This window comes from Pseudomonas sp. NPDC086566, from assembly GCF_050280885.1.
Classification (GTDB): domain Bacteria; phylum Pseudomonadota; class Gammaproteobacteria; order Pseudomonadales; family Pseudomonadaceae; genus Aquipseudomonas; species Aquipseudomonas vlassakiae.
The window spans coordinates 146,536-163,638 of sequence record NZ_JBNNWD010000003.1 but is presented as its reverse complement, the minus strand read 5'-3'; the positions used below and the strand labels follow the sequence as shown (position 1 = coordinate 163,638).

Genomic DNA, 17,103 nt, shown 5'->3' with positions numbered 1-17,103 from the left:
CTCTCTGCCTTGAAAGCACTTTTCAACGCAGAAGACCATGATATTTAATTGGGTTTAGCTTGCTGGTATAGCGACTGCTCAGCCAAAGCTTGGTAGTCGCTCACTTAGCCGTCGTAGACAAACCCCACAGAAAGGAAAGGGTAGGCGCACTCAGTGCAGCGCTGTAGAGCCGCCACCGAGATCTGACTCTAAGTCCCAAAAGATGGTACTACCTGATCGAGGATTGGTACCATTTGACGTATGGACAGAAATCAGAGATCTGTCCACATTTACACACGTCCATATGGACAACCCTGCAGAGGGGCTAAACCCTTGCTGCAGCGATCTTATCAGTGTGTCCGTACGAAGCTACATGACGACTAGCTTGAGGGTGCAGTTGCACTGCAGGGGGCCAACGGGGAAGGTTTGGCGAATCAGCGCGATTGATGTTTTTTCCATGAGTGAATACAGCAACCAGTTATTCGAACAGGGTTTGAACTCGTGCCAATGCATCGAGAATTACAACGTCAGGAACCGACTCGACACGCTTGGCACCTCTGGCTTCGAGGTCCACCGTGCGTATCTGGTTGCAGAGCATTACACCTTGCGTCAGCGTCCCTGCCCCACTGAGGGTTACTGCAAAACCCGCATGCCTGGCAAAGTCACCGCCTTGGGAAATTGGAACGATCACTGCCAGACCTGACGCATTGAAGGCAGCGGGTGTGAGCACAAGGGCTGGACGCCCGGCACCTTGCTGTTCTCGTCCAACTGTAGGGTCAAGGTTGACTCGAACAATATCGCCCCTGGCGAACTTGACCCGCTTCACACCTCACGCCCCACTGGGCGCATTGCGTTCCACTCAGCCATATCCTCAGGTTCTGGCGCGTTCAAATCACATTGCGCCATCAATTCTTCAAGGGTGTACTTCGGCTTGGACCTTACGGGCTTGAGGACCAGAGTCTCTCCTGCCGCATCCAGGCTGAGTGTAGAGCCAACGCCAAGGTGCATCTGCTTAAGCACAGCCGCTGGCAAACGGATAGCCGCACTGTTGCCCCATTGTTGAATCTTGATCTGCATGAGTATCTCCCAAGGTAGATACATAGTAGAAACCCTCCTGACGATTGCAAGTGAAATGTAGAGACGTCGTATCTACACTGCCACTCAACGGCCATCGAAAATAGAGCTGATGGCACGACTAGGAATTCTCTTACAAGACCTTGAGAAACAACCCTCAAACTGGAACTGTACTGAACACTCGAACAAAGGCGTTCACGGTAAGTACAACCTGAACAACCCACCCCCAAGCGCCCCGCCATTGGCAATTTCGATCCGCCCGCGCACACCGTTACGCTCATGCAACGCCGCGATCCGCGCCGCGAAATACAGCCCAAGCCCGGTGCTGCCGCTCTGCGAGTCGATACCCTGCACATAATCCTGCTGTCGCTCGAGCATTCGCGCCGGGTAGCCCGGGCCGTCGTCGTTGACGCTGATGACCAGTTGCTCGCTTTCCTCGCCGATGCTGATCAACAGTGCATGGCCGGCATAGCGGGTGGCGTTGGTGACCACGTTGGCGATCACCGAAGCCACCAGCTCGCGGTCGAAGAAACCCAGCGGGTTGTCGGTTTCGACACGCCAGGTGGCGAGGATGTCGTTGTGCTGCAGCACTTCCTGGTGGGCGGCCAGCTGGGCCTCGATGAAATCATCCAGCTCATGGTAGTCCGGGCATACCGGCAGCTGGTTCACCCCCAGTTTGTAAAGCCCCAGCAACTGCACGAGCATGCCGTTAAGGTGCCGGAACTCATGCTCGATCACGCCCTGCTCGGTACCGCTGCGCCATTCTTCAGGCAGCCGTGCCATCCACTGGTCATGGGACTGTATCAGCGCCGACAGCGAGTTTTTCAGGTCATGCACGGTGGAGGCGATCACCGTGGAGAAATCCAGCCCCTGGTTATCCTGGCTCATGCACCGAAGACCTTGATGTGCAGTTTGCGGTAGCGGTCGTAGCGACTGTCGCTGGTCGGGATGCCGGCCACCCGGGTCAGGCAGTCGCGGCATTCCTGCTGGATCGCCGGCGGTGTCACCTCGCCACCGATGCGCAGCAGGGCCTGCGCAGTGTTGAGCGCGATGCTGATGTTCTTCGGCTGCAGCGAAAGCGCCTTGCGGAACATCTGCAAGGCTTCGTTGAGTTGCCCGGCCTGGTAGCTGCGCACGCCCTGGCGGTTGAGGTCGACCGCTTCGGTGACCGCGCCCAGTACGGCCGGGTCGTCGGTCAGCTTGGCCACGCTTTGCATGACCTTGGGGTCGTCGCCGTAGGTTTCCACGCAACCTTTGAGGATGCTCCCGCCGGCGGCTTCCTGGCCGAGTGCCTGCAGTTGCCGGGCCACGGTCAAGGCCGCCTCGACCGAGAAGAACTGGTCCATCTTCTCCAGCCGCTGCATGGCTTGTTCGGTGAGCTTGGCCGCTGTCTCAGGGTCGCCCGCCTGCTGCAGGCTGGCGGCCTTCATCAGCCGGGCACGCACCTGCAAGCCCTGGTCTTCGAGGTTGTCCTTGGCCACTTCACTGAGCACAGTGTTGATCTCGACCCGGGCACGCGCATCCAGGCCGAAGCCGGCGTTCTTGCTCATCAACGCCTGGACCAGCCCAAGGTTGCTTTCGGCATCCTTGTAGCGCGAACTCTGGCCCTGATTCACCGCATGACGGAACGCCTTCGAGGCGCTTTCGAAATCTTCGTTGTCCAGCGCCAACTTGCCCAGCGCAGCCTGCCGGCGCACCGCCAGGGGCGAGAGGCGGACCGCTTCTTCGAGCATGCTCTGGGCGCGCTTGGTTTCGCCCTGGGCGACCAGCACTTCGGCCATGCCATCGTACAGCCCGGGCATGATCGGGAATGCCTTGAGCGCCTGTTCGTAGACGCCCTGGGCCTGGGCATTCTGCCCTCGCTTGTGCATCAGGCTGCCGAGTGCCGCATACACCCAAGGTTGCGGGCGGCTGGCGAGGATGCTCTTGAGAAACTTCTCCAGTTCATCGAAGCGGTTGAGGTCGCGCAACGCGTCGGCCCGATAACGCAGGCACAACGGGGCAAAACGCGGGTCCTTCTTGCACAGCTCGGCACACGCCGCCAGCACTTCGCCCGGGCGACCACGGTCGAGGGCTTGCAGAATCGGCTTGAGCAGCGTCTTGCGTTGGGTCAGCTTGTCCAGGCGCTGGGCCAGGCCCACGCGGTTGAACGGCTTGGTCAGGTAGGCATCAGGCTCGTGCTCCAGGGCACTGAGCACGATGGCCTGGCTGCTCTCGGCCGTGACCATGATGAAGACGCATTCATGGCTGATCAGCTTGTCGAGTATCAGGTCCTCGAGGACCTGCTGGCCGTTCTTCTTGCCGTCACCGAGGTGGAAGTCCTGAAGGATATAGTCGTAGCGCTTCTGCCCGCACATGCGCAGGGCCTGCTCACCGCTGTCAGCGGTATCCACATCGCGCACGCCCAGTTCGCGCAGCATGGAACGGGTCGACGTGCGAAAGTCAGTGAAGTCGTCGACGATCAGAAAGCTCTTTTGCCCGTACTGCAGCATCAACACGACCTGTATTGGGAAGATGGGTGGATGGCGCGAAGCGATGCATACCGCCGAAACCTGTATCGGCAGCCAGCCAGGAAAGATGAGGGTGGAGAACGCAGCGGACGCACGCCATCACGAGATAATGGCCTAGCGCCATTATTTTACTGCACCGCGCCGCCTTGTGGCCAGCTTCAGGCCAGCAAGCCCAACGCTTTGGCCCGGGCCACGGCTTGGGTACGACGCTCTACACCCAGCTTGCTATTGATATGACTGGCGTGGGTCTTGACGGTATGCAGGGAAATGAACAGCCGCTCACTGATCTGCTGGTTGGAACAACCTTGGGCGATCAGTTCGAGCACCGCCAGCTCGCGCCCACTCAAGGCCTCAGCGGCGCTGCCTGTGGGCACCGCAGGTTCGGGCAGGCGCCCCAGCAATTCGGCCTGGACCTGGCAGGCTGGCTGTGCAAGGAGTTGCTCACGCAACCAGCCGGGGTGCAATTCGAGCAGTCGCTGGAAGGGCTGTACCACTCCTCCCCGAGCGGCGCCCAACGCCATGGGCAGCAGCCGCACTGCCTGTGCTTCACGCCCCTCGCTCAGCAACAGGTCGATCCACTGGCAAAGGGCATGCAGGGTGAGCATCATCCCGCCGCTGGACTGCCCGCGTTCGACCAGGGCGCACAGCCGCGCCACGGCATCTTCGCTGCGCTGCTGCACCCGCTCGAGCAAAGCCTGCTGCAGTTCGATATGCAGCGGCAGCAAGGGGTGGAATTCGGGCGCAGCCGCAGGGTGCTCGCCGCCATAGGTCTGCCCCAGGCGCAGCAACCACGACTCGGCCAAATCGATACGCCCCTGCGCGAGCCACAGTTCACACTTCACCAGGGTGATCATCGCCAGGTAGAAAATCGGCGGCACATCCCAGATGTGCATCAGCCGCTCTGCCTCGGCCAGTTCGGCGAAGGCCTCGGCATACTGGCCCTCACGGCCATCCAGCGAGGCGATCACGCAATGGCCGATCAGCACGCTGATGTCACGGCAAGCGCGCGCCTCGCCAAGCCCTGCACGCAAGCGCGCGCGCCCTTGCGCAGGATGCAGGCGCGCCACCAGCAGGTAGCCCTCGTAGAGGGTCAGCCGCGCCCGCACTGCATACAACCGTTGTGCCGACAGCCCCTGCAGGCGCTGCAAACCCTGGCGCACTTCATCGAGCGCCCGCAACACCTCGCCGCGGGCATGCAGCACCCGGGCTCGATCGTAATGCGCCAGCGCCTCGAACAACGGGTTGCCCACCCGCTGCGCCAACTCCAGCGCTTCGCGGTTCCAGCCGCGCGCACGCCAGAAGTCGCCGTCGGCAATGGCCAGGTTGGACAGCGTCGACAGGCATACCAGGCGTTGCCCATAGCGCTTGCACGGCAGGCTCTGCAGCGCCTCGCCGCAATAGGCCAAGGTCCGCTCGCGGTCACCCCGACCACGGGCGATGATTCCGCTCAGGGCCAGCCACTGCGCAAGCATGGACTTCTGTGCAGTGGCAGAAGGCGCGGGCAGGAAGCGGCTGAGGTAACTTGCCAGCTCTTGCGCTGCATCGAGCTGGCAGGCCAGGCCAAGCGCCCAGCTGTACAGCACGATCAACCGCGGCGTGCTGATCAGCAGGCTGTCGGGGAGGTCCATCTTCCAGCGCAACAGCATGCCCACGTTCTGCTCGGCCAGCAGTTGCTCTTCGGACAGGCTCTGCACCAGGTCAGCCGCAACGTCGAGGTGGCCGGCGCGTAAGGCCTGTTCCACCGCCTCGTCGAGCAACCCCTGGGCCTGGAACCAGCGGCAGGCGCGCAGGTGCAGACGCGCCTGCGGTTCGCTGGACTGGCGACTGCGCAGCAAGTCAGAGAACAGGTGATGGTACCGATACCAATGGCCATGCTCGTCCAGCGGCACCAGGAAGACCTGGTGCGCTTGCAGATAACGCAGTATCGCGTCGCTGTCGTGGCGCTCGCGCAGCGCATCGCACAGCGCTGCGCAGAAGCGCTCCTGGCAGGCCGTGTCGAACAGGAACGCCTGCACGTCCGCCGGCAGCATCTCGATGACCTCTTCCAGCAGGTAGTCACGAATCAAGCCTTCACCACCATGCAGGGCCTGGGGCAAGGCATGCTCGTCACCGGCCTCGCTGGCGGCCAACTGCCAGAAGCGCAGCCCCGCCACCCAGCCATCGCTGCGTTGAATCAGGTTATCCAGTGCCTGACCGCGCAGCCCGGTGGGTTGGCGGCCAATCACTGCCAGTGATTCATCCGGCGTCAGGCGCAGATCCTGTTCGCCAAGCTCGACCAGCTGCCGTGACAGGCGCAGCCGCGCCAGGTGCCAATCCGGGCGCTGGCGGCTGGTCACCAGCAGTACCAGGCCGGCAGGCAAGTGATTGAGGAAGAACTGCAGGCAGCGATCGAGGACCGGCCCCTGGGCCAGGTGGTAGTCGTCCAGTACCAGCAGCAAAGGCGTATCGGCCTGTAGGTAGAGCGCCAACTCGTCCAGCAAGCTGTCGATCCACTCTTCGAAGGCAAAGGGTTGATGGCGCTGACGCATCTTCAGCAGGCCCATGGCCTGCCCGCCCAGTGCCGGGCAGTACTGCTGCAAGCCTTCGAGCAGGCGCTCGAGGAAACGGCCAGGGTCGGCGTCCCGTTGGCTCAGGCCGAGCCAGAGGCTGCGCCAATGGCTGGGCAGCGACTCGCAGAACTCGATGGCCAGGGAGCTTTTGCCAAAGCCTGCGGGGGCGTTAACCAGTAACAGGCGCCCGCCAAGGCCACCCTGCAAGCGCTGGCACAGACGTGCACGCGGCACATGGCCGTCCGGCTGCGGCGGCCGGAAGAAACGCCCGTCCAGCAGGCCCAAGGCCTGACTGGCGAATCCATGCGTACGGGACAGATCTGTCATGGCCGGCTCGTTCTGGTGGGAAAACTACGGCGGTACGGATGTTTGCGAGACTAGCCGGTAATACAACGCATTTGAAGATGATGGGCGCCATTTACCTGAAAAGACTGCGACAAAAAGCAACATGGCTGACAGACAGTGGCTGGGACGGGGCTTTGGCGAGGTATTCACTGGTTTTATCGGCCACACAGAAACGCCCCGGCAAGCCGGGGCGTTCTGGGGGATCACACGGCGTTGCGGTTTTCAGCTCAACGAATACCCGACTGACGCAAGGCCGCTGGCTGGAAATCGGCTTTGCTGGCAGTGAAGCCGAAGTCGTACGCTTTCTTCTCTTCGTTTTTCATGCCCAGCGCCAGATAGCGGCCCGATTGCAGGTCGTAGATGGCTTCCAGGGTGTACCAAGGTACCTGGTTGTTGTAGTACGGCTGGGCATGCGCCTCGGAGATGCGCCACAACTGACCGCGACCGTCGTATTGGTCGATCACCGCTGCTTGCCAGGTATCCTCGTCGATATAGAAGTCACGCTTGGCGTAGATGTGCCGCTGGCCAGGCTTGAGCGTCGCGACCACATGCCAGACCCGGCGCAGCTCGTAGCGGGTCAGGTCCTGGTTGATGTGCCCGGCCTTGAGGATATCGGCGTACTTGAGCTTAGGGTCATCCAGCTTGAAGGCGTTGGAGGCAATGTACATCTCCTTCTTGCCTTCGAGCTTCCAGTCGTAGCGGTCTGGCGCGCCGTTGTACATGTCCAGGTTGTCCGAGGTACGCAGGCCGTCAGCGGCGGTACCCGGGCCGTCGTATGACACCTGCGGCGCCTGGCGCACCCGGCGCTGGCCGGCGTTGTAGATCCAGGCCTTGCGCGGTTCCTTGACCTGGTCGAGGGTCTCGTGCACCAGCAGCACGGTGCCGGCCAGGCGCGCCGGAGCCGTCACCTCCTGCTTGAAGTAAAACAGGATGTTGCCTGGGTTGTTCGGGTCGTAGTCCTTCATCTTGTCGCGGAAGACGAACTGGTCGGCGAAATACACCAGGCTGTAGGAGCCGTTCTGCTGCGGGGTTGCCTGGGTCACCAGGCGGCTGACGCTGCCGCCGCGGTAGCGGGTGATATGGTTCCAGATCACTTCCAGGCCGCTTTTCGGGATCGGGAAAGGCACGGCGGTCTGGAAGTTGTTCAGGCCGTTGCCGCCTTCGACCAGCGTGGTCGCGGTGGCGTTCTTCTTGATGGCGGCGAAGACATCCTCAGGCACCGTGGCACCACGGTGGGTCTTGAACACCGGGATCTTGAAGGTATCCGGGTAGCGCTTGAGCATCGCCAGCTGGCCCGGCGAAAGCTTGTCCTTGTACTGCTCGGCATTCTGCGCGGTGATGGTGAACAGCGGCTTGTCACTGCCGTACGGGTCAGACAGGAAACCCTTGCCATCGACGCTGCCTGCGGACTTCGACAGCGGCTCCCATGGGCCGATCGAACCGTCGGCATTACCGGCTTTTTCCGCGCCCATCGGGGTCAGGGTGCTACCCAGCTTTGCCGCTTCGTCGGCGGATACCGCAGCCATTACGCTGGTCGCCAGCAGGGACAGGCCCAGTACACCGGCTTGCAACAGACTTCTGGTCTTGTTCATCTCGTGTCGTCCTGGATCAGTATTCTTAGAAGTTCACGCCGAAGCTGAGGGCGACGAAGTCGCGATCATCCACAGTGCTGTACTTGCCGTCGAAGAAGTTGGTGTATGACAGGCTGGCGGTGTAGGTATTCTGGTACTCGGCATCCAGGCCCAGGCTGACCGCCTTGCGTCCTTCCTCGAAGTTGGCACCAGGGCCAGGCGAATAACCGGAAACGTCATGGGACCAGGCCACGTTAGGCTTGAGGTTGACCCCGGCAAACACGTCGTTGTAGTCCCAGATGACCCGGGCGCGGTAACCCCAGGAAGTGCTGGTGGTGTAGCCGTCGTTCTCGCACTTGCGGTTGAGGTTGGCCGTCGAGGCACCGGCGCCGGCGCCGGCTATGGTGCTGGCATTGAGCGCCTGGCAGGTGTCGGCACCGCCGGTAGCGGGCAGCGGGCCAGGGCCGAACACGGGGTCACGGCCGTAGCGAGTATCGTGGGCACTCTCCAGGCCACCCACATGGGTTACACCAAGCTCACCGACCACGGTCATGCGGCTGGCGCCCATCACTTGGTCGAAGAAGTGGGTCAGGGTGGTCTGGAACTGGGTGACTTCCTTGCGGCGGTAGCCGTGCAGGTCCTGGCCCGGGGTGCCGGTGAGCAGCGAAGCGTTGCTCAGCGCGCCCCCCAGTGGCCGTACACCGGCAAACAGGATGTCTGTGGTGTTCAGCTGCACCGGCGCGTTGGGCCGGTAGCTGACTTCACCGCTCCACGCGGTACCGGTAGGCAGGGTGGTGGAGAAGCTCAGGCCGTACAGGCGGATGTCCTCGGGGTACTCGACGAAGTATTTCGAGTTGCCCGCAACGATCAGCGGCGCCAGTGCGCGCAGCTGCGCCGGCAGCCCGGCAATGCCCTGGAACACCGACGGCGAAGCGCCGGTGGCGCTGAATATCGGCGCACGGCTGTGGTAGTTCATGAAGTAGGCACCGAACTCGGTGTCCAGAGGCTCGAACATGTAGCGCATGGCCACCCCGAACTGGCCGCTGTCACGGGCATCGCGGTCGGCGCCACGGGCCACCATCACGCCCTCCTGGTTGATGTTCACGCCACGGGTGGCCAGGAACTGCTGGGCGGCCGCCGGTACCGTGCGGCTGCTGTTGAGCACACGCAGGTTGTCGGTACAGCCGTCGGCGATGATGTCAGGTTGGGAGAAGAAGGTGCCGCAGTTGTCGACGACGGTCTGGTCCCACTCGATCTGGTAGAAGGCTTCGGCCGACAGATTGTCGGTCAGGCTCTGCGAGATGTAGAACATGTTGACCGGAATCAGGCCTTCCTTGATTTCGGCACCTGGACGACGGAAGGCCGCCACGTCGATCGGGTTGATCGAGTTGATACCGCCACCGATGAAGGTGCTCTCACCCCAGCTCACCACCTGCTTGCCTAAACGTACCGAGCCCGGCTGATCGCCGATCGAGTAGTTGTGGTAGACGAAGGCATCGAGCAGCTGCGTACCCGACGACTTGGCGCCTTCCTTGCGGCCCGAGTCGCTGATGTCCTTGAACTCGCGGCTTTCGTCCTTCAGCTCGAAGTCGTACCAGTACTTGCCACGCACGAACACGCCGGTGTCGCCGTACTTGAGTTCGAGGTCATGGATGCCTTTGAAGATCTTCGAGAAGGTCTCGCCCTTCTTGAAGTTCAAATGGCCGTCGTCGGAGGTCTGCGACAGGCCCTTGCCACCGTTGTTGACCCCGATCAGGTTCTTGTTGGGGTTGGCGGTGGACCAGCTGGCGCCGACGGAGAGCGAGGAGTCGAACTGGCCTTCGATTTCACCAATGTTGAAACTGACAGCGAAAGCAGGACTTGCGAGCGTGGAAGCAAGGCTGACGGCCAAGGGCAGCTTGGCCCGGCGCCAGAACGGATTTGCAGATTTCATCGACGCTACTCCATGTACTTTATTGTTATGGCAGTGAGTCCTTTCAGAAACGGCCCGAGCGACCGGTGAGCAGGTTCCCCTGCAGCGGCACGTCTTGCGCGTGCCGCCCTCCCCCATTCCTGAAAATCCCCTGGCCCCGACTATAGCCAGCAGGCTCAGGTGCTTGATCCCTCTAAAGTGTGATTTGCGCACCTGCTGCCAAATCGCCCCGGCGTTTCCCGGGCAGCGCATCGGCCATGCCGAAGCATGGCCGAAATTTTACGTTTGGCAAGGGCTGAGCCTCTCTAGCATGCGGGTCGCGCACCGGGATGCGCGACCCGGGGCACGCTTACAAGGTAGACAGGAAGGCGCTGTTACTGGCCTGCCACTGGACGATGTCCTGGCGGATACGCTTCTTGTCGAGCTTGCCGACACTGGTCTTGGGAATTTCAGTAACAACAGCGATCTGGCTGGGAATCGCCCACTTGTTGATGTGCCCTTCCTCGACGAAAGGCTTCAGATGTTCCTTCAGCGTTTTGGCGTCGATCGCCTTGTCCTCACGCACCACCAGCAGGGCAAACGGGCGCTCGCCCCATTGCGGGTCGGCTACCCCTACCACCGCCACTTCGCGCACGGCCGGATGGCGGCTGATCAAGTCCTCCAGGTCGAGTGAAGAGATCCATTCGCCGCCGGTCTTGATCACATCCTTGATGCGGTCGCGGATATCGATGTAACCCATGCCGTCGAGGGTGGCGACGTCACCGGTGTGCAGCCAGCCGCCCTGCCACAGTTCCTCGCTCTTTTCCGGCTCCTTGAAATAGCCCATGGTCAGCCACGGCGCACGCAGCACCAGTTCGCCCTGGGTCTCGCCATCGGCCGGCAGGAAATTGCCCTCGCCATCGACAATCGCCGCTTCCACCAACGGCACCGGTACACCGGCCTTGATGCGGTAGGTGACGCGTTCATCCTCGCTGCCGGCCTGCAACTCGTCATTCAGGTGCGCGGCAGAAATCAGCGGGCAGGTTTCGGACATGCCGTAGGCGGCAGTCAACTGGATGCCGCGGGCCAGCGCGGCCTTGTACAGCGAACTGTTCAGGGCGCTGCCGCCGATGATGATCTTCCAGCCGCCGAAATCCTGGCCCTGGGCGTTCGGGCAGTTGAGCAGCATCTGCAGGATGGTCGGCACACAGTGCGAGAAGGTGACCTTCTCTTCGCGCCACAGCTTGACCAGCATGTCCGGCTCGTAACGGCCCGGATAGACCTGCTTCATGCCGAGCATGGTAGCCGCGTAGGGGATGCCCCAGGCGTGCACATGGAACATCGGCGTGATGGGCATGTACACGTCGTTGCTGCCGAGCAGGCGCACACTGTCGATACTGCCGGTCACCGCCGCTTCGGCCAGGGTATGCAACACCAGCTGGCGGTGCGTGAAGTACACGCCCTTGGGGTTGCCCGTGGTGCCGGTGGTGTAGAAGGTGGTGGCCACCGAGTTCTCGTCGAAGTCCGGGAAGTCGTAGCGCGGGCTGGCGGCCGCGAGCAGCTGCTCGTATTCGCCGACCAGGTTCGGCAAGTCGGCGGTCTTGTCCGGGCCATCGGTGATCAGCACGGTCTTGTCGACCGTGGTCAGTTGCCCGGCGATGGTCTGATAGAGGCCGACGAAATCGCTGTTGACCAGCACGAAACGGTCTTCGGCGTGGTTCATGGTGTAGAGGATCTGCTCAGGCGAGAGGCGCACGTTGATGGTGTGTACCACTGCACCGATCATCGGGATGGCGAACATGCATTCCAGGTATCGGTGGCTGTCCCAGTCCATCACCGCCACGGTGTCACCGGCCTTGACCCCGGCCTCGGTCAGCACATTGGCGAGGCGGGCGATGCGGTCGTTGAGCTGCGGATAAGTCAGGCGCATCTGGTCGCGATAGACGATCTCGCGGGTCTTCTCGTAGCGGCTGCCGGACATCAGCAGGCGCTTGATCAACAGAGGGAAGCTATAGGCGCCCTCGGCGGGCTTGATGATGCGGGTCTGCAACATGGTGATCCCTTTTTCTGAAAAGCATGCCGAACAAGTCTGGATCTACTGTAGTTGCTCAATGTGACGGTCAAATCAGCCGAAGGAATGATTTGGCGGCGCCAGGTATGAGTGGCATTGTGCGCAGTGATGGATCAACCCCTGCCCTGCCACCGGAGCTCCTGTGATGCCCAGCTTGCGCCGCGCCGTGTTTCTCGATCACCAATCCCTGGACCTTGGCGACCTCGACCTGTCGCCGTTGCAGCAACAGTTCGACGAGTTCGAACTGTTCGCCGCCACCCGCCCGGAGCAGGTCGTCGAACGCCTGCGGGGCGCTGTCGCGGTGGTCAGCAACAAGGTCATGCTCGATGCCGCCACGCTGGCCGCCAACCCGCAGTTGAAGCTGATCCTGGTGGCCGCGACCGGGACCAACAATGTCGACCTCGCAGCTGCCCGCGCCCAGGGCATCACCGTCTGCAACTGCCAAGGCTATGGCACCCCCTCCGTGGCCCAGCACACCATCGCCCTGCTGCTGGCCCTGGCCACGCGCCTGTGCGACTACAACCAGGCGGTGGCCGACGGCGAGTGGGCCAAGGCCAGTCAGTTTTGCCTGCTGGATTTCCCGATCATCGAACTGCAAGGCAAGACCCTTGGCCTGCTTGGCCATGGCGAACTGGGTGGCGCGGTGGCACGACTGGCCGAAGCCTTCGGCATGCGCGTGCTGAGCGGGCAGATCCCTGGCCGCCCGGCCCGTGACGATCGCCTGGCGCTGGACGAACTGCTGCCGCAGGTCGACGCGCTGACCCTGCACTGCCCGCTGAACGAGCACACCCGGCACATGATCGGTGCCCGTGAACTGGCGCTGCTGAAAAAAGGCGCCTTGGTGGTCAACACCGCCCGCGGTGGCCTGATCGACGAACAGGCCCTGGCCGACGCCTTGCGCAGCGGCCACCTCGGCGGCGCGGCCACCGATGTGCTGAGCGTCGAGCCGCCGGTCAATGGCAACCCACTGCTGGAAAAGGGCATCCCGCGCCTGCTGATCACCCCGCACAGCGCCTGGGGCGCGGTGGAGTCACGCCAGCGCATCGTCGGCCAGCTCAGCGAAAACGCCAAGGCCTATTTCGAAGGCCAGCCGCGCCGCGTGGTCAGCTGAGCACCAGCTCAGTCCAGCACCCGGCTCTGTTACACTGCGCCATTTTTTCAGGAGGCGTCGTCCATGGACCCGCGCAGTGAAGTATTGCTCCGCCAGGCAGAGCTGTTCCAAGGCCCGCTGCTGCTCGCCGGCGCCCCTGCCGACGGCTTGCTCGGGCAGCTGCCCCAGGCCCATGGCTGGACCTGGCATGCCGGCGACCAGGCCATGCTCGACAGCCGCTTCGCGGGGCGCAGCCACTACGGCGTCGATGTGCCGTCGGTAGCCTTCGAGACGGCGGTGCTGTTCCTGCCCAAGTCCCGCGAGCTGGCGGCCTACCTGCTCAATGCCCTGGCCGCGCGCCTGGCAGGCGGTGAGCTGTACCTGGTGGGTGAAAAACGCGGAGGCATCGAAGGCGCGGCCAAACAACTGCAGGCGTTCGGCAAGCCGCGCAAGCTGGACAGCGCGCGGCACTGCCAGCTGTGGCAGGTGACCGTGGAGAACGCGCCGCAAGCCAAACCGCTGCAAAGCCTGGCCGAGCGCTTCACCCTCGATCTCGAAGACGGCCCACTGCAGGTGGTGAGCCTGCCGGGGGTATTCAGCCACGGCCGTCTCGACCGCGGCACTGCCCTGCTACTGAAGTATCTGGACAATCTTCCCGTCGGTCATGTGCTCGACTTTGGCTGCGGCGCTGGCGTGCTCGGCGCCACGGTCAAACGGCGTTATCCACAGAGCCGCGTCACCCTGCTGGATGTCGATGCCTTCGCCGTCGCTGCAAGCCGCCTGACCCTGGCGGCCAACAACCTTGAAGGTGATGTCATCAGCGGCGATGGCATCGATGCCGCGCCTGGCGACCTGAGCCTGATCCTGAGCAACCCGCCGTTCCACACCGGGGTGCATACGAATTACCAAGCCTCGGAAAACCTGCTGAAAAAATCCGGCCAACATCTGCGAAAAGGTGGCGAAATGCGCCTTGTGGCGAACAGCTTCCTGCGCTATCAGTCGCTCATCGAAGGGGCATTGGGCAACTGCCAGACCTGCGCCGAGGCCGATGGCTTCCGCATCTATCGGGCAACACGCAGTTAAAAACAGGGCTTGCCGAAACGGTTTCGGCTAGGCAGAATCCGCACCGTCCTAGGGGAGTAGTCTCCCGCGAGCGCCCTGCTCGCCCGGTACGCGTCAACATACTTGGCCCACAGGCCATGGCGCGTGCGACCCAGCGGCCTGCACAGACAGGTCCTCGGTTTGACAAGACCTATGACACGCACACCTTACCCGGGGCGGGGAGGCTGTACGTGTCATAGCCGTGTCGACCCGCCCCCGTAGGAATCCTGATGCTGGAATCTCTGCTGGTCCCCACCGCAATCGTTGCCTTGGCCGAAATCGGCGACAAGACCCAATTGCTCGCGCTCATCCTTGCCGCACGCTTCCGCAAGCCTTGGCCGATCATTGCCGGCATCATCGCGGCTACCCTGGCCAACCATGCCGCGGCTGGCGCCGTAGGGGCCTGGGTCGGCAGCTTCTTCAGCGAGTCGGTGCTGCACTGGATTCTTGCCGCGAGCTTCACTGCCACCGCGCTGTGGACCCTGGTGCCGGACAAGATGGACGATGACGAGAACCCGGCCCGCCGCTTCGGCCCGTTCCTGACCACACTGATCGCGTTCTTCCTGGCCGAAATCGGTGACAAGACCCAAGTGGCCACGGTGATGCTGGCTGCGCAGTATCCGCACCTGATCATGGTCATCGTCGGGACGACCTTGGGCATGCTGATCGCCAACGTGCCGGTGGTGCTGGCGGGTAATTTCGCTGCGGAGAAACTGCCCCTGACACTGATTCGTCGCCTGGCGGCTACCGCGTTCTTCGTGCTGGCCATCGTTGCCGTGTACTCGGCGATGAAGACCAGTGGCTGGGTGGGCTGATCTGAAAAGCAAGGGCCGCTTTGCGGCCCCTTGCGGTTTTACTTCTTGGCGGCTTCGTACAACGGCATCACTTTCGGGATCGCCGCTTGCAACGAGGCGATGCGACTGCTCGAGGCCGGGTGAGTGCTCATGAACTCTGGCGGCGCCCCTTCCGAAGCCTTGCTCATCTTGTTCCACAAGGTGATCGCGGCATTCGGGTCGTAACCGGCACGCGCCGACAACTCCAGGCCGATCAGGTCGGCCTCGTTCTCGTTGGCACGGCTGTTCGGCAGGGTCATGGAGTAGTTCACCACGGCGTCGGCCAACGCCATGCTGTCCTGGCCAAGGCCAAGCAATGCGCCCGCCCCCTGACGCGCCATCTGCACGCCGTAGGCCTTGGACATCGCTTCGCGACTATGCTCGCGCAAGGCATGGGCGATTTCGTGGCCGACCACGGCGGCGATTTCCGCATCGGTGAGCTTGAGCTGATCGATCAGCCCGGTGTAGACGATGATCTTGCCGCCCGGCCCGCAGTTGGCATTGAGCTCGTCACTCTTGATCACGTTGACTTCCCAGTTCCACTGAGCCGCATCCGGGCGGAACTTGGGCGCCTGGGCAATCAGACGGCTGGCGATGGCCTGCACGCGCTTGGCATCGGTGCTGGACTTGTCCAGCACACCCTTGCTCGACGCCTCGCCGAGGGTCTGCTGGTACGACTGGGCGTACATCTGGTTGACCTCATCGGTCGAAAGCATGCTGAACATGTACTGCTGGCGGTCGACGCCGACAGCACCGCCACTGGTGGTGTTCACCGCCTGGCAGCCGGCCAGCAGGATGCCAGCACTCAATAGGCTGACGACAAAAGACTTACGCATGAAAACACTCCCTTTTTACATGCGCCGTATCCTAGGCTGAGTCGCTTGTACCTGCCATAGCCGCAGGGAAGATTTTACCTAAGCGGGTGTCAGGCACTCAGGCGCGTCCAGTTTCGGGTCGTTGACGAAGTTCGCCAGGGCCCGCTCGCGCAGCATCGCCGGTGGGCTGGCGAGCAGTTCGTGCAAGCGGGGCAACGGTGTGTCCGGGTCCAGCCAGGCAGCCTGGCCAGCCTGGTCGAGAATCAGCGGCCGGCGCTGGTTCATGGCGGCCTGGGTCACCACCGCGCAACTCAACCACACCTGATCCTGTACCGGGTAGGCCTCCCAGACGGCAGCGAAATACAGCGATGCGCCCTCCCCTGGCGTCAGCCAGTAAGGCCGTTTGCGCACCGTACCGCGCCACTCATAGAAACCGTTGGCGGGCATCAGGCAACGGCGCTGGCGAAAGGCTTCGCGGAACATAGGCTGCTCGGCCAAGGTCTCGGCCCTGGCATGAGCGGGGGTACGCGAGAGGTCGGTGAGCCAGGCAGGGGTCAGCCCCCAGCGAGCCTTGGCCAACTGCTGTTGGCCGTCGAGCAGGCGCTGGATCAACACCGAAGCGCCAGGCGCGATATTCCATTGGGCCGGCTGGCCGGCCGGGAAACCCGGCAGGCTGGCCAGCGCCTGGGGCCAGCGAAACAGGGCGTAACGTCCACACATGGGCGATTTCAGAACCTAGCAGATCAAGGTACCGGGATGACTCTCCGGCTCGTCGCCGGCAAGCGGCTCGGCACCATTGTACGCATCGATCAGTTGCCGTGCGTATTCGGCCTGTTCGTCGGGCACCGCAAGCCCGAGCAGCCCCTGCAACGGCAACTCGCCAGCGCCGCCCATCAGGTCGCGACCGGCAAGGTGCGCGTCGATGCCCTCGCTGGCGAGCATGCACACCAGCATTTCAGCTTCCATCAGGTTTTCCGGTTCGTAGATCCGCCGCATCAGTCGTTCTCACCGTAGACGTCCAGCATCCATTCCTCGCCATGAACCTGCAGCACGAAGCGTATAGGCTTGCAGCACACCTGGCAGTCCTCGATGTACTCCTGGTCGCCCCCGGACAGGTCCACTGTCGTTTCGACTTCTTCACCACAATAAGGACAATCGTAGAACGCTTGTTCGAGCATCGCGGCCTCCGGGGTGACTTGTGCGTATAATTGTCGGTCTGTTTACAGGGCTTGCGTGTGCCCGAGCCGTTTTTTCGGGCCCCACCCCTTACCTTA

15 protein-coding genes and 1 riboswitch are annotated in these 17,103 nt (G+C 62.6%); of the genes, 3 read left to right on the top strand and 12 right to left on the bottom strand.

What is annotated here, in order from left to right; all coding sequences use genetic code 11:
* Positions 1 to 457 precede the first annotated feature (457 nt).
* From ACQKPS_RS08020 to ACQKPS_RS07985, 8 genes are all read right to left on the bottom strand, one after another.
* A complete protein-coding gene (locus ACQKPS_RS08020) occupies positions 458 to 805 on the bottom strand; it encodes a type II toxin-antitoxin system ChpB family toxin (RefSeq protein WP_427603496.1) in 348 nt (115 codons plus the stop codon).
* A complete protein-coding gene (locus ACQKPS_RS08015; protein WP_254483226.1) occupies positions 802 to 1,080 on the bottom strand; it encodes an AbrB/MazE/SpoVT family DNA-binding domain-containing protein in 279 nt (92 codons plus the stop codon). The genes ACQKPS_RS08020 and ACQKPS_RS08015 overlap by 4 nt, the downstream gene beginning before the upstream one ends.
* 168 nt (positions 1,081 to 1,248) lie before the next feature.
* The gene (locus ACQKPS_RS08010) at positions 1,249 to 1,941 is read right to left on the bottom strand and encodes a sensor histidine kinase (RefSeq protein WP_254483225.1); all 693 of its coding nucleotides are present in this window, start codon (positions 1,939 to 1,941) and stop codon (positions 1,249 to 1,251) included.
* Positions 1,938 to 3,545 carry a tetratricopeptide repeat-containing response regulator gene (locus ACQKPS_RS08005; protein ID WP_254483224.1) on the bottom strand — a complete coding sequence of 536 codons (1,608 nt, stop codon included), beginning with the start codon at positions 3,543 to 3,545 and terminating at the stop codon, positions 1,938 to 1,940. The genes ACQKPS_RS08010 and ACQKPS_RS08005 overlap by 4 nt, the downstream gene beginning before the upstream one ends.
* A 176-nt stretch (positions 3,546 to 3,721) precedes the next feature.
* Complete coding sequence (locus ACQKPS_RS08000; protein WP_427603493.1) at positions 3,722 to 6,439, bottom strand: LuxR C-terminal-related transcriptional regulator; 2,718 nt, start codon at positions 6,437 to 6,439, stop codon at positions 3,722 to 3,724.
* A 245-nt stretch (positions 6,440 to 6,684) separates the two neighbouring features.
* Positions 6,685 to 8,049: a DUF1329 domain-containing protein gene (locus ACQKPS_RS07995; RefSeq protein ID WP_254483221.1), complete on the bottom strand. Its 1,365-nt coding sequence runs from the start codon at positions 8,047 to 8,049 to the stop codon at positions 6,685 to 6,687.
* A 25-nt stretch (positions 8,050 to 8,074) separates the two neighbouring features.
* The gene (locus tag ACQKPS_RS07990; protein ID WP_283723962.1) at positions 8,075 to 9,961 is read right to left on the bottom strand and encodes a DUF1302 domain-containing protein; all 1,887 of its coding nucleotides are present in this window, start codon (positions 9,959 to 9,961) and stop codon (positions 8,075 to 8,077) included.
* Between the two features lie 328 nt (positions 9,962 to 10,289).
* Positions 10,290 to 11,972, bottom strand: coding sequence for a fatty acid--CoA ligase (locus tag ACQKPS_RS07985; protein WP_254483217.1), 1,683 nt, complete (start codon positions 11,970 to 11,972; stop codon positions 10,290 to 10,292).
* 163 nt (positions 11,973 to 12,135) lie between these two features.
* Between ACQKPS_RS07985 and ACQKPS_RS07980 the strand changes: the two genes are divergently transcribed.
* From ACQKPS_RS07980 to ACQKPS_RS07970, 3 genes are all read left to right on the top strand, one after another.
* Complete coding sequence (locus tag ACQKPS_RS07980; protein WP_427603490.1) at positions 12,136 to 13,101, top strand: 2-hydroxyacid dehydrogenase; 966 nt, start codon at positions 12,136 to 12,138, stop codon at positions 13,099 to 13,101.
* A 63-nt stretch (positions 13,102 to 13,164) separates the two neighbouring features.
* Entirely contained in the window at positions 13,165 to 14,163 is a 999-nt protein-coding gene (locus ACQKPS_RS07975; RefSeq protein WP_427603488.1) for a methyltransferase, read from the top strand.
* 39 nt (positions 14,164 to 14,202) lie between these two features.
* A riboswitch (yybP-ykoY riboswitch) is annotated at positions 14,203 to 14,392 on the top strand.
* A gap of 22 nt (positions 14,393 to 14,414) precedes the next feature.
* Positions 14,415 to 14,996 (top strand): TMEM165/GDT1 family protein, encoded by a 582-nt coding sequence (locus ACQKPS_RS07970; RefSeq protein WP_254485522.1) that lies wholly within the window; start codon positions 14,415 to 14,417, stop codon positions 14,994 to 14,996.
* Between the two features lie 38 nt (positions 14,997 to 15,034).
* Here ACQKPS_RS07970 and ACQKPS_RS07965 read toward each other — a convergent pair whose 3' ends face one another.
* The 4 genes from ACQKPS_RS07965 to ACQKPS_RS07950 all read right to left on the bottom strand — a co-directional run bounded on the left by ACQKPS_RS07965 (position 15,035) and on the right by ACQKPS_RS07950 (position 17,007).
* Positions 15,035 to 15,850, bottom strand: coding sequence for a M48 family metallopeptidase (locus ACQKPS_RS07965; protein ID WP_254483212.1), 816 nt, complete (start codon positions 15,848 to 15,850; stop codon positions 15,035 to 15,037).
* Between the two features lie 78 nt (positions 15,851 to 15,928).
* Entirely contained in the window at positions 15,929 to 16,549 is a 621-nt protein-coding gene (locus ACQKPS_RS07960) for an SOS response-associated peptidase (RefSeq protein WP_176506854.1), read from the bottom strand.
* A 15-nt stretch (positions 16,550 to 16,564) separates the two neighbouring features.
* Positions 16,565 to 16,825, bottom strand: coding sequence for a putative signal transducing protein (locus ACQKPS_RS07955; protein WP_283723958.1), 261 nt, complete (start codon positions 16,823 to 16,825; stop codon positions 16,565 to 16,567).
* Positions 16,825 to 17,007 carry a CPXCG motif-containing cysteine-rich protein gene (locus tag ACQKPS_RS07950; RefSeq protein WP_008096588.1) on the bottom strand — a complete coding sequence of 61 codons (183 nt, stop codon included), beginning with the start codon at positions 17,005 to 17,007 and terminating at the stop codon, positions 16,825 to 16,827. The genes ACQKPS_RS07955 and ACQKPS_RS07950 overlap by 1 nt, the downstream gene beginning before the upstream one ends.
* Positions 17,008 to 17,103 lie beyond the last annotated feature (96 nt).

What these genes read in the sequence shown, in the direction of transcription:
- ACQKPS_RS07960 (WP_176506854.1), bottom strand. Translation starts at nt 16,549, where the DNA reads ATGTGTGGACGTTACGCCCTGTTTCGCTGGCCCCAGGCGCTGGCCAGC.
- ACQKPS_RS07985 (WP_254483217.1), bottom strand. Translation starts at nt 11,972, where the DNA reads ATGTTGCAGACCCGCATCATCAAGCCCGCCGAGGGCGCCTATAGCTTC.
- ACQKPS_RS07990 (WP_283723962.1), bottom strand. Translation starts at nt 9,961, where the DNA reads ATGAAATCTGCAAATCCGTTCTGGCGCCGGGCCAAGCTGCCCTTGGCC.
- ACQKPS_RS07955 (WP_283723958.1), bottom strand. Translation starts at nt 16,825, where the DNA reads ATGCGGCGGATCTACGAACCGGAAAACCTGATGGAAGCTGAAATGCTG.
- ACQKPS_RS08005 (WP_254483224.1), bottom strand. Translation starts at nt 3,545, where the DNA reads ATGCTGCAGTACGGGCAAAAGAGCTTTCTGATCGTCGACGACTTCACT.
- ACQKPS_RS07965 (WP_254483212.1), bottom strand. Translation starts at nt 15,850, where the DNA reads ATGCGTAAGTCTTTTGTCGTCAGCCTATTGAGTGCTGGCATCCTGCTG.
- ACQKPS_RS08000 (WP_427603493.1), bottom strand. Translation starts at nt 6,439, where the DNA reads ATGACAGATCTGTCCCGTACGCATGGATTCGCCAGTCAGGCCTTGGGC.
- ACQKPS_RS07975 (WP_427603488.1), top strand. Translation starts at nt 13,165, where the DNA reads ATGGACCCGCGCAGTGAAGTATTGCTCCGCCAGGCAGAGCTGTTCCAA.
- ACQKPS_RS08010 (WP_254483225.1), bottom strand. Translation starts at nt 1,941, where the DNA reads ATGAGCCAGGATAACCAGGGGCTGGATTTCTCCACGGTGATCGCCTCC.
- ACQKPS_RS07980 (WP_427603490.1), top strand. Translation starts at nt 12,136, where the DNA reads ATGCCCAGCTTGCGCCGCGCCGTGTTTCTCGATCACCAATCCCTGGAC.
- ACQKPS_RS08015 (WP_254483226.1), bottom strand. Translation starts at nt 1,080, where the DNA reads ATGTATCTACCTTGGGAGATACTCATGCAGATCAAGATTCAACAATGG.
- ACQKPS_RS07995 (WP_254483221.1), bottom strand. Translation starts at nt 8,049, where the DNA reads ATGAACAAGACCAGAAGTCTGTTGCAAGCCGGTGTACTGGGCCTGTCC.
- ACQKPS_RS07950 (WP_008096588.1), bottom strand. Translation starts at nt 17,007, where the DNA reads ATGCTCGAACAAGCGTTCTACGATTGTCCTTATTGTGGTGAAGAAGTC.